This window comes from Desulfitobacterium sp., assembly GCF_035539115.1.
GTDB lineage: Bacteria > Bacillota > Desulfitobacteriia > Desulfitobacteriales > Desulfitobacteriaceae > Desulfitobacterium_A.
In genome coordinates, this window is sequence record NZ_DATLJA010000031.1 from 1 (window position 1) to 10,366 (window position 10,366).

Annotated in this window: 12 protein-coding genes; 1 reads left to right on the plus strand and 11 read right to left on the minus strand. The window is 44.1% G+C overall.

Translation table 11 applies throughout. The features are described 5' to 3' along the window. From VM640_RS05985 to VM640_RS06035, 11 genes are all read right to left on the minus strand, one after another. On the minus strand, positions 1 to 1,005 hold a 1,005-nt coding region (locus tag VM640_RS05985; RefSeq protein ID WP_325390514.1), incomplete at its 3' end, for an acyl-CoA dehydrogenase. Between the two features lie 147 nt (positions 1,006 to 1,152). After that, a complete protein-coding gene (locus VM640_RS05990) occupies positions 1,153 to 1,830 on the minus strand; it encodes an MBL fold metallo-hydrolase (protein ID WP_325390515.1) in 678 nt (225 codons plus the stop codon). Positions 1,831 to 1,836: 6 nt separating this feature from the next. Beyond that, a complete protein-coding gene (locus VM640_RS05995; RefSeq protein WP_325390516.1) occupies positions 1,837 to 2,796 on the minus strand; it encodes a class I adenylate-forming enzyme family protein in 960 nt (319 codons plus the stop codon). After that, positions 2,796 to 3,413 (minus strand): class I adenylate-forming enzyme family protein, encoded by a 618-nt coding sequence (locus tag VM640_RS06000; RefSeq protein WP_325390517.1) that lies wholly within the window; start codon positions 3,411 to 3,413, stop codon positions 2,796 to 2,798. Before VM640_RS06000 ends, VM640_RS05995 begins: the two co-directional genes overlap by 1 nt. A gap of 88 nt (positions 3,414 to 3,501) precedes the next feature. Next, on the minus strand, positions 3,502 to 5,079 hold the full coding sequence (locus VM640_RS06005; RefSeq protein ID WP_325390518.1) for an MFS transporter: 1,578 nt from the start codon (positions 5,077 to 5,079) through the stop codon (positions 3,502 to 3,504). 27 nt (positions 5,080 to 5,106) lie between these two features. Next, positions 5,107 to 5,388: a ferredoxin family protein gene (locus VM640_RS06010; RefSeq protein ID WP_325390519.1), complete on the minus strand. Its 282-nt coding sequence runs from the start codon at positions 5,386 to 5,388 to the stop codon at positions 5,107 to 5,109. Next, positions 5,385 to 6,401: an FAD-dependent oxidoreductase gene (locus VM640_RS06015; protein WP_325390520.1), complete on the minus strand. Its 1,017-nt coding sequence runs from the start codon at positions 6,399 to 6,401 to the stop codon at positions 5,385 to 5,387. Before VM640_RS06015 ends, VM640_RS06010 begins: the two co-directional genes overlap by 4 nt. Positions 6,402 to 6,437: 36 nt before the next feature. After that, positions 6,438 to 6,680 carry an FAD-dependent oxidoreductase gene (locus VM640_RS06020; protein WP_325390521.1) on the minus strand — a complete coding sequence of 81 codons (243 nt, stop codon included), beginning with the start codon at positions 6,678 to 6,680 and terminating at the stop codon, positions 6,438 to 6,440. 44 nt (positions 6,681 to 6,724) lie between these two features. Next, positions 6,725 to 7,669: an electron transfer flavoprotein subunit alpha/FixB family protein gene (locus tag VM640_RS06025; protein WP_325390522.1), complete on the minus strand. Its 945-nt coding sequence runs from the start codon at positions 7,667 to 7,669 to the stop codon at positions 6,725 to 6,727. Positions 7,670 to 7,684: 15 nt separating this feature from the next. Beyond that, positions 7,685 to 8,455, minus strand: coding sequence for an electron transfer flavoprotein (locus VM640_RS06030; protein WP_325390523.1), 771 nt, complete (start codon positions 8,453 to 8,455; stop codon positions 7,685 to 7,687). Positions 8,456 to 8,505: 50 nt separating this feature from the next. After that, positions 8,506 to 9,717, minus strand: a complete 1,212-nt coding sequence (locus VM640_RS06035) for a CoA transferase (protein ID WP_325390524.1) — start codon at positions 9,715 to 9,717, stop codon at positions 8,506 to 8,508. A 338-nt stretch (positions 9,718 to 10,055) separates the two neighbouring features. Here VM640_RS06035 and VM640_RS06040 point away from each other — a divergent pair, with 338 nt between their 5' ends. Continuing rightward, on the plus strand, positions 10,056 to 10,304 hold the full coding sequence (locus VM640_RS06040) for a hypothetical protein (RefSeq protein ID WP_325390525.1): 249 nt from the start codon (positions 10,056 to 10,058) through the stop codon (positions 10,302 to 10,304). Positions 10,305 to 10,366 lie beyond the last annotated feature (62 nt).

Genomic DNA, 10,366 nt, shown 5'->3' on the forward strand with positions numbered 1-10,366 from the left:
GGCGTCATCAATAACCTCATTGGCTGACTGGGCACAATAGAGTTTAGCTAAGGCTGAAGAGATTTGAAGAGGCAGACCATTATCCGCTTCCCAAGCGCATTTATAAACCATGTTTTTCATATTCTCGATTTTTATTTTCATATCCGTGAGTTTCTCTTGGATGAGTTGGAAAGATCCGATGGTCTTACCAAATTGGACCCGTTGATTAGCATAACGAGCAGCATCCTCAAAGGCACATTCCGCATAACCACACACTGATGCGGCCATTAACAGACGTTCAAGTTCAAAGTTAATCAGAACCTGCTTGAAACCATTACCCTCAACGCCGACCAGATCTTTTTCCTCAAGTTCAACATTTTCCAGATACACCTCGCAGGTATCCATCATATGCCAACCAATTTTTTTCAGTCTTTCGATTTTGATCCCAGGTGCCTTCATCGGAACCCACCACATTGTAAACGCATTGCGTTTGTCGGCTTCACCAACCTCCTCGGCGTTGCGGGCTAAGCAAAGCATATAAGGTGCAGTGAGGGCATTGCTCATAAAGGTTTTATGACCGTTAATATAGACATTCCCGTCTTTACGGGTAAAAGTGGCCGCAGCCGCGCTGCTGTCGGAGCCTGCCTGTGGCTCGGTAAAGCCCAAAACAAAAGCAACCTTACCCGCTTGAACCTCTCGCATTGTATCGGCCTTTTGCTCTTCAGAGCCAAATTCCAGCATATCCGCAATGGATAAGGCTTGTCCAAACGCAAAGTGTGGACCACCATTCTTGGTTATTTCTTCCGCAACCAGCATCATCGTCATTGTATCGACAGGAGTTCCGCCATACTCCTCAGGAACGCCTAACATGCCAAAACCATTTTCCGTTAACGCATCGATAAACCTTTTCGGATTCTCGCCTTTCTCATTACACTCTTTCATATATTCTTCTGTACAATCTCTAGCGATGATCTCCCTAAGACTTTCTAATAATAATTCCTGTTCTTCATTCAGTTTAAAGTCCATTACTCATTCTCCTTTTTAATTGATAGATTGGTTCATAATAGACATTTTCGCTCAGTAAATTTTTAGTTTCTTCAATACGTTCTTTACAATTAGAAATTAGCTGGTCAATACGTCTTCGATGGTCTCTGATGATCCCTAAATGTGCCGTCAATAGAGATAGTCCACGTCCAGCGCACGAACCTTCTCCAGACTGTTCATATACATCCCCAACATATCCTGCTCATAACTCCAGAACATAACGCTGGGATTGATGTGTTCAAGGATGTGGTCCCCGCAGAAGAATAGCTTGTGCTTCTTTTCGTATAAACCAATATGCCCTGGAGTGTGGCCTGGCGTAGCAATGATTTCAAAAACATAATCTCCAACGCATATCGTATTACCTTCCCTCACGGGATAAAAAACGACATTCGCTGTGGAATTGTCTCCGAACTCGTCGTCTAGAGCTGGAATAAAATCCTTTTCAGCGGATAACACCTCGTATAATTTTGCGGCAGGTGTTTTACTCGTTCTTGAATAAACTGGGTTGATCAACTCTCCGTCGACTTGACTCATATAAACGGCTGCCCCTTGTTCCTGGAGAAAGGAAGCCATACCGACATGATCGGGATGCATATGGGTTAACATTAAATCTGTTTTACTTAAATCAACGTTGAGTTCTCTGATCCCTTGAATTATGGCTGCTCTGCCCTGTTCAGTATTAAGGCCTGTATCAATGATGAGATTTCGTTGATCCGACAGGACGATATAACTGTGAATGGCTTTAAGTTGAAATTTAGGCAGCGGAATTTCGTTGAGATAGATTTGGGGGTATACTTCTATGACCAATTTTTTTCACCCCAAAGAACTTTTATTGAGAGCTAGCAGAAAAGTCTTATACATTTCCCTAAGCCTGAATTTCTGAATCTTCCCCGCGCTATCTACGGGAAAACTATCGACAAAATCAATATAGCGAGGCTTTTTATAACTGGATAACTGCTTTTTACAGTATTCTTGCAGCTCTTCCGCAGTCAGCGTATATCCTGTTCGGAGTTTAATGACCGACATAACCGCTTCCCCGAATAATGAATCTGGGACACCAATCACTGCACAGTCCTGGATGGCAGGGTGACTTCGGATGACACCCTCTACCTCCTGGGCAAAAACATTCTCCCCTCCAGTCTTAATCATGTCCTTTTTGCGATCCATAATATAGTAATAACCATCCTGGCCTTGCTTGAACATGTCCCCTGTATGCACCCATCCTTCCTTGAGGGTCTTGGCGGTTAATTCAGGTTGATTAAAATATCCTGACATGATCGACGGTCCTCTTACGATACACTCTCCCACTTCTCCGACTTGAACATCCCGTCCTTGCTCATCCACGATACGCAGCTCGAAAAAGGGCATTGCCCGACCGACACTATTTATTTTTTCCGAGTGGTTGCTTGCCATTTCACGAGTCAGCACACTCGACGTACCTGCTCCAGATTCCGTTTGCCCCCAACCATAGTTAATTTCACAGTTAGGAAAGGCTTCATAGGTTTTGAGAATGATTTCGGGAGAAGTTCCGCCTGCCGACATCTGAACTAACTTAACCGATGTTAGATTAAATTCTTTAAAGTTGGGGATATCAATCAATCTGAGGTAGGTACTTGGGGGAAGCAATAACAGATAGGTGACATGGTAGCGTTGAATTTGCTTGAGGATGTCTTCTGGTTCAAAGGCATCACAAATCACAAGTTGTGCGCTCGCTGCCATGACACAAAGCAGCCAGGATATTCCCCCTTGGTGATGGAGTGGACACTGAACCATTACGACCTCATCTGGAACCCCCCCATTTTGTTTTGAGTCATAATGCTAATGGTTTGGAAGAGGTCACTTTCATGGGTACGCATGACTCCTTTGGAGCGGCCCGTTGTTCCACCTGTGAATTGAATTCTGCTCAAGTCTTTTCCACTCACACATACATTGGGTTCTCTTGTATCGTCATTACTCACTAATTGTTCAAAGGAGTATTCTCCTGAAACCTGATCACCCGAGCAAATCAAAGTTTTGACCGTATTCAATTGATGTTTTACTTCTTCGACCGTTTGAGCATAAATGCTACTGTACACAAAGGCTTTGCATTCAGCAGAATCCACCAACCACTTGATCTCCCGAGAAATCAAACGATGGTTCAAAGGAACAGCAACAGCCCCGATCTTCAGTAGAGCAAAAAACAATTCAATGATCTGATTACAATTTGGGAAAAGATACCCTACCTTATCGCCCTTTGTAATTCCCAGTCCTATTAAAGAATGGGCCAGGCGGTTAACCCTTTCGTTCAGTTCCCGATACGTAAAGTGCTGATCCTTATAGACAAGGGCCGTCTTATCTGGATATCGATGAGCATTCAAAGTTAACAAATAACCAACATTGATAGGAAACATCGTTTTTCTCTCCTTCTTACAAGGCTGACCAACTCGTTTTTTTAGCCAGTCAACGTTATTCGAAAGGTTAAGGTTTAACTGGATCAGGCTACATTTTATCCTTACTAGGCATAGCTGCTTCGCTATTATTGCTCGGCAAGAAAATCAAAGCAGCGATAAACATGGCTACCGCAATTCCGATGATAATAAAGCTCATTTGGTTTACAGCCGTGACCATTCCATTAAAATTAGCTTGATTGAACATATTCTGAAAGTTGATTCCCAACTTGCTCAGATAGTCAAGTAACGTCGGATCGATAGTCTTACCCGCAGTTTTTGCCGCGTCCACTATAGCAGGTAACATTTCTTGACTCACCCCTGCCTGTGTTGCTTCAGCCGTTATTTGAGTTGTCAACGAAGCAGCCGAGATTGCACCAAAGGCAGCTAACATCGTGGTTTGTCCGGTGGGACTTCCTAGGTCACGAATCATGATGTATGTGCCTGAACCAGTGCCTAATTTTTCCTTGGGAACAGCTGACATACTCATCTTCATACAGCTAGGCGCTAACAATAGCAACGACCCTGACATGACACACAGTGTTAGTACAATATACCAAAATGGGGTATTCACATTATATTGTGAATAAAGAAGTGCACCTATAATAAAACATCCAATGCCTGTGAGTATGATGTTTTTAATCTTAACCTTATCACTTAACTTTCCACTGATTAGAGAGGTGATGATACCTACAATATAAATGTACGAAGTTAAAATGCCTGCATATTGGGTCCCTAAACCCGGCTTGGCCGTAACAAAATAAGAATTTGTAAACACGGAACCTTGAGAACAAAGAGCAATAAAGAAATATATACCAATAGGTGCAATAAAGTAGCGATTCTTTAAGATCGAAAAATCGAGTGTAGGATGGTCGCATTTCTTTTCTACCTTCCAAAAAGAGAGTGCGAATATAATGGCTAAGGCTAAGAAACCCAATGTAACGGGAGACTTAAAGCCTAGATTGGCTACCAGTATCGACATTGATAACCAAGTACCCACTGTGAGTAAAAGTAAAATAGATCCAAGTAAATCAAAAGGTTTCTTTGCCGTTGTTGGAGTCTCCGGTACTACTGATTTGACTAAAATAATGCCCAGAATAGCTAAGGTTCCATTAACAAGATAGAGAGACTGCCAACCAAACTTAGTAATTAAAAGACCACCCAGAATTCCGCCTGTAGCTGAACCTATACTACCTACCGCAGAATATACGCCAATGGCTACACCTCGCTTTTTCGGTGGAAAGAGATAGGTCGCATAGGAAAGTCCGGCAGGGATAACACAGGCAACACCAATTCCTTGGATCAACCTTGCCGCTAAGAAAAACGGATAGTTCATGCTTGCAGCTGCCATGAACTCACTGAAGGAAAAAATAACCATTCCAATAAGAGCAATCCGTTTACGACCAACTTGGTCGGCGATGTTCCCAAAAACAGGTCCGAATACCGTAGCTGTAAGATAATAACAAAGGCTAATCAACGCTGCGGATGCTACAGGAATACCAAATGCTTTGGTCAGAACCGGTAGCGCTGGAATCTGAAAGGACATCGCTTCAATCATGGTGAAAGTGCCAAATAGCAATCCTAGATACGCAACCCATGGGGATTTTACCGTTGCTTGATCACTTACCATTTTTCTTCCTCCTTTAAAAAACACACCTTATCCCTGACGAAAAATGATCCCGAATCCCCCTCTCGGATACTTCCAATCAATAGCCTCTTTCTCACATATTGCCCGGCAGGTTCCACATTCGAGGCAGCCTGCCCACTCAACAATGATTTCCCCATTCAGTTCACTGTATAGCCCTGCTGGACAGACCAAAAGGCAGCTTTTAGGTTGGCAAGATTTACAAAGATCATTGTTGATGAGAATATGAGGTTCTCCCTCATCCACTTCGAATTTGTTTAAACTCAACTTATCGGGTAAACTTACTCGATTCATAAGGCACGCACCCCCATAATTCCATCCTTTGCTAAGTCGAACATGGAGATTCCGCATTCTTTAAACGACTTCGTCGCAACCTTCATCAGATGTTCTTTCGGCGTCAAATCATGGGTATAAACTTTGTTAAATAGCTTATTGACTACGGATGAATAATCCTTATACAAACGATCACTTTCCATAAACCCAGGTGCCTTAGCATAGAATTTTAAATCTTTCATGACAAAACTCTCCTCGAGATTACGGCTATAGGCACTTAAGCTATTCTCACTAAAGTCACCCTTTTTCTTAGCTTCAATCACCGCCTCCGCAGCTGCCATCCCCGAACCAATGGCCAGATCCATTCCTCGAATCACAAGCCCACTGTTAATCGTGAACCCTGCAGCATCCCCAATAATCAGCATTCCATCCGTATAAAGCTTTTGTGGTACCATGTTCAATCCGCCTTCACCTGTGAGATGAGCACCATACTCAGTCATTGTTCCGCCCTTCACTAAGGGGGCAATCATGGGATGCTCGAGGAGATCATCGAGGACTTCTGGCGGTTTAACTCTTTCCTTTACCAGATCATCCAAACGCATAACAATCCCGATGGAGAGACTCTCCTGATTGGTATAGAGAAAACCTCCCCCAGCTACTCCATGAGTGGCCTCTCCTAAGATGGCATACGCTGTTCCTTCATTTCCTGTAAGGTGAAACCGTTCTTCAATCGTTGCGCGAGGAAGTTCAATTAGGGCTTTAGCTCCCACGGCTAGATGTTCCAACTTAATCTCACCGCGTAAGCCTGCTTCTTGAGAGATAAAGGAATTGATACCGTCAGCTGCGATCACGACGTCAGCCAGCATTTCCTCATCTCCCGTACTGATTCCAATCACACGGTTTCCTTCTTTAATCACCTTTTCCACTTTGATGCCTGTGACGATCATTGCGCCCGCTTCTTCAGCCTTTTCAGCGAGCCAACGGTCAAATTTCGCCCGAAGGACGGTAACCGCATTATATGGTGTATGTCCCAAGGTTTTACCCTTATACTCCAGGTTAAAATAGTCCTCTTAGGTCATCAATGTGGTGACATAATTGGAGATATAGCGTTCAATCGGAGCTTCTTCCCAGAAGCTGGGAATGAGTTGATCCAGAACACGGCTATAAAGAACGCCACCGCTTAGATTCTTACTGCCCGGATAATCGCCGCGTTCAACGACTACGACTTCTATCCCTGCCTGTGCTAACCGATAAGCGGTAGCAAGCCCCGCAAGGCCTGCTCCGACAATGATAACTTCATATTTATCTGCCATTCGTTCCACCACTTCTTAAAATAATGACTTCTATCTCTCACTGCCTATTTATTGGCTTTGAACTTCTCGATCAGGAGCGGGAGTACCTTATAGAGATCTCCGACAATGCCATAATCAGCATGTTTGAAAATAGGGGCTGCTTTGTCTTTATTCACAGCGATAATTACTTTCGCCTGATTCACTCCAACTAAATGTTGCACTTGTCCGGATATTCCTACGGCAAGATAGACCTCTGGTTTTAAGATGGCACCGGAAACTCCGATATAGCGTTCCGTAGGAAGCCAATTAACGCCTTCAGCAATGGGACGCGAACATCCGACCTCAGCTCCAATTTGTTCAGCCAGTTCTTCCGCAATTTTAATATCTTCTTGATTGGCAATCCCGCGACCAACACCAACAACCCGTTTAGCCGCACCAAGATTAACCGTAGCGCTTGGTTTAGTCTTCTTCTCGAGAAGCTTGACTTTATTGGAGGGTTCCAGATAATCTACCGAAATCACATTTCCTTGACGGCTCGTATCTTCGGGAAGAGCCGTATATACGCCTGCCCCAACAGTAACAATCGTTGTTTCCGTCAGAGATTGTTCCGTTCGGAAGGCCGCTCCTCCATAGACCAGGTGGGTCACTTGAACTTTCTCATCGATTTTGATTTTAGCTGCATCTACAAGAACGCTTGTCCCCATACTTGCTGCTAAGCGACCCGCAATGAGTTTCCCTCGTTTCGTAGGTTGCACCATCAGGAGGTCAGGCCGTTCTTGCTTGAGAAGTTCTAAGACAGTCTTGACGTAATCTTCCATCCTATTTTCGGGTTTAAATTCGCCCAGCCAGTAGACTGTGTCAGCCCCCATAGTAATCGCCTTTCCCGTCTCTTCTTTCGTTCCCAGGACCACCGCTGCGACTTCTTCTCCGAGTTGACGGCCTCCTGCACAGAGCTGAGCTAAAGCGGATTCTTTTTCAGCGATGACCCATACTTTTTTGATCTTACTCATCCTTTTCACCATCCTCTAGAGAAGTTCTTTTTGAATGTTCTCAAATAGCTTTTGCACGACTTCTTCGGAATCGCCCTCGAATATAATCTGTTTACGATCCACCTGTTCTGGTGCTAAGGTGCTCAGAATTTCCGTTGGTTTCTGAATCCCCTCTGTCCCGAGATCAGAAAGTCCCCATTGGGTCACGGTTTTTTTCCCTGCAGCTAAGATATTCTTCATACTGGGGATACGAGGCTGGTTGATATCCGTCGTCACGGAAATCACTGCTGGCAGCATAACCTCTAATACTTCAATCTCATTTTCCAGGGTACGCTCGACGACCAATTTGTCCCCCGCAGGGGTAATCTTGCTGACCGCGTTAAGCGTGGGCACGTTTAACAATTCACCTAACTGAATCCCCACTTGTTGAGAATAGAGGTCTCCGGACCCTTCTCCACAGAGGACAAGATCGAAACTGCCGATTTTGTCAATTCCCGCTTTAAGTGCTTTCGCCGTAAGATAAGCATCCGCGTTCCCCAAACGCTCATCAACAACGAGGAAAAGCTCTTCCGGACCCCTTGAAAGAATCCCTTTTTTCAACTTGGAGTTTTCTAACTGTTTATCCCCCACGCTTAGGGCAGAAACCTTTCCTCCTACCGCTTCTACGATTTGCATTCCTACTTCTACTGCATTTAAGTCATACTGACCAATTTTCCACTCGGCCCGTTCAAGCGATAGGTTACGATCTTGAAGGACCACGATATCCTGTTCATCTGGTACGATTTTATAACATGAAATAACGTTCATATTTTCACCTCAATCATTAGAGTTCTAAAGAATAGTTATTGTGTTCTTTCTTATTTCTTAATAATCTTCTTATCATAGAAATCTTGAATCTCAGCCTCACTAAAACCTAATTCACTTAACACATCTTCATTATCCATTCCATAAGTGGATCCGCCGCGGTAGATCTGGCTAGGGTTATTTTTGAATTTAGGAATGGGTCCTACACCTTTAACCATCCGCTTCGTAATCGGGTCATACCACTCTGTAATTGTTTCTCTCGCTTGGTACTGTGGGTTGGTCAACATCATGTCATAGGTCATGACTACACTGCACGGAATATTATGCTCGTTTAAAATTCTGTCGACTTCCTCTGCCGTATGGGATTGACAGAAATCTCGATTCGCTTTCACAAATTTCTCGGCCCGTGCTTTATCTTTCTTCAAGATAACTGTGTGCATTTCCGCAAAATCCGGGTCATCTGCCAGGCCCCAGAGAGCCTCGACGCGTTTCAACGTGGCAGCGCCGCCTAGACCTGTCATCACATAATTACCGTCCTTGCATTTTTGGATACTTTCCGTGGCTGATATAAGATCTTTATTGCCCATGCGAGGAGGCTGTTTCCCAAAGTTGACCCCTTCCGTGAGGAAATTCCCTTGAATGCGAGCCAAACATTCGTACTGGGCGATGTCAATACTCTCCCCGATACCCGTTTCCCGTGTCCGGTAGAGTGCTGCCACCGAAGCCCACGCTGCTGTTAGCGCTGTAAAATAATCACCCGTAAAAGGCTTCACTGCATAGGGAGGTGCCGGTTCGGGCTCTCCATTAATGGCCATAAAACCACTAAAGGCTTGTCCAATAGGGTCATAAGAACCCCGCTTAACATAATTAGGATCCCCCGTCTGCCCAAAGCCAGAAATGTGCGCGATCACAAGTTTGGGGTTTATTTCCCATAACGCTTCATCGGTCAGTCCCCATTTCGCCCAAGTTCCTCCTTTAGAATTTTCAACCAGGACATCGCACCCGCTGAGGAGACGAGCTAAAATCTCTTTACCTTCAGGAGAAGGAACATCCAGAGCAATGGCTCTTTGATTCCGATGCTCTACCGTAAATACATCTCCGAACATACGAAACATATCAGGGGCTAACGTACTTTCAGCGTAGATTACATCGGCTCCCTGTTCAGCAAAAAGCGTACCTACAAAGGGCCCGGCTATTGCTGAACCTACGGCTACTACTTTTACACCTTGCAAATTCCCGAAGGTCGGCATCTCATTACTTTCCATAATAAATTCCATCCTCCTTACAAATTAGAGTTAATAGTGGCGAACCTTTCTTTATGGTTCCTCACTGTAATATTGCATAACTTATGCCAAGTCCTCATAAAATGAGGAAACCCTCTATTGGTCAGGTTTGAATGTCTATCGCTTGCACTTTGTGAATGTAATTTTGCTCACTATCTTGAACAGTTTGTTCAGACAAACTGTTCAAGATAAATTTGGCTTTGAAAACCACTAATCTTAGTGTAAAATTAAATGTGAAAAATATAACGATTTTTAGTAATTTTTTTCTCAATTCGACGGAATTGTTTACAAACTCTATGGTTCGTTCAGGAGGTGCAAAAATGCCAAGTACACAAGAGAACGTACTCGAGGCCTGGAAGTCCTTTATTTCGCGAGAAATCATTCTCGAAGATAAGATAAGGCCCGAGGTGGCCCGGTCGTGGCAGCGATGCAGGGCTCAGGGACTTGATCCCTGGTCATCAAGCTTCCCTAAAAGCTTGGATTCTGTTCTAACCCAAGTTTGGCGACATAAATTACCAATGCAAGCTGGGAGCGGGTTTCAGGTTTCAAGAAATCTTTGTAGTCCCTAATCAAAAACAGAACCCCTTTAGCCCAGTAAAATCAATAGTTCGGAGAGGTCATTTTCCAATTT

Excerpts from the sequence above, each read along its gene's own strand:
- VM640_RS06035 (WP_325390524.1), bottom strand. The coding sequence starts at position 9,717 with ATGGAAAGTAATGAGATGCCGACCTTCGGGAATTTGCAAGGTGTAAAA.
- VM640_RS06005 (WP_325390518.1), bottom strand. The coding sequence starts at position 5,079 with ATGGTAAGTGATCAAGCAACGGTAAAATCCCCATGGGTTGCGTATCTA.
- VM640_RS06020 (WP_325390521.1), bottom strand. The coding sequence starts at position 6,680 with ATGGCAGATAAATATGAAGTTATCATTGTCGGAGCAGGCCTTGCGGGG.
- VM640_RS06000 (WP_325390517.1), bottom strand. The coding sequence starts at position 3,413 with ATGTTTCCTATCAATGTTGGTTATTTGTTAACTTTGAATGCTCATCGA.
- VM640_RS06025 (WP_325390522.1), bottom strand. The coding sequence starts at position 7,669 with ATGAGTAAGATCAAAAAAGTATGGGTCATCGCTGAAAAAGAATCCGCT.
- VM640_RS06040 (WP_325390525.1), top strand. The coding sequence starts at position 10,056 with ATGCCAAGTACACAAGAGAACGTACTCGAGGCCTGGAAGTCCTTTATT.
- VM640_RS06030 (WP_325390523.1), bottom strand. The coding sequence starts at position 8,455 with ATGAACGTTATTTCATGTTATAAAATCGTACCAGATGAACAGGATATC.
- VM640_RS05995 (WP_325390516.1), bottom strand. The coding sequence starts at position 2,796 with ATGGTTCAGTGTCCACTCCATCACCAAGGGGGAATATCCTGGCTGCTT.
- VM640_RS06010 (WP_325390519.1), bottom strand. The coding sequence starts at position 5,388 with ATGAATCGAGTAAGTTTACCCGATAAGTTGAGTTTAAACAAATTCGAA.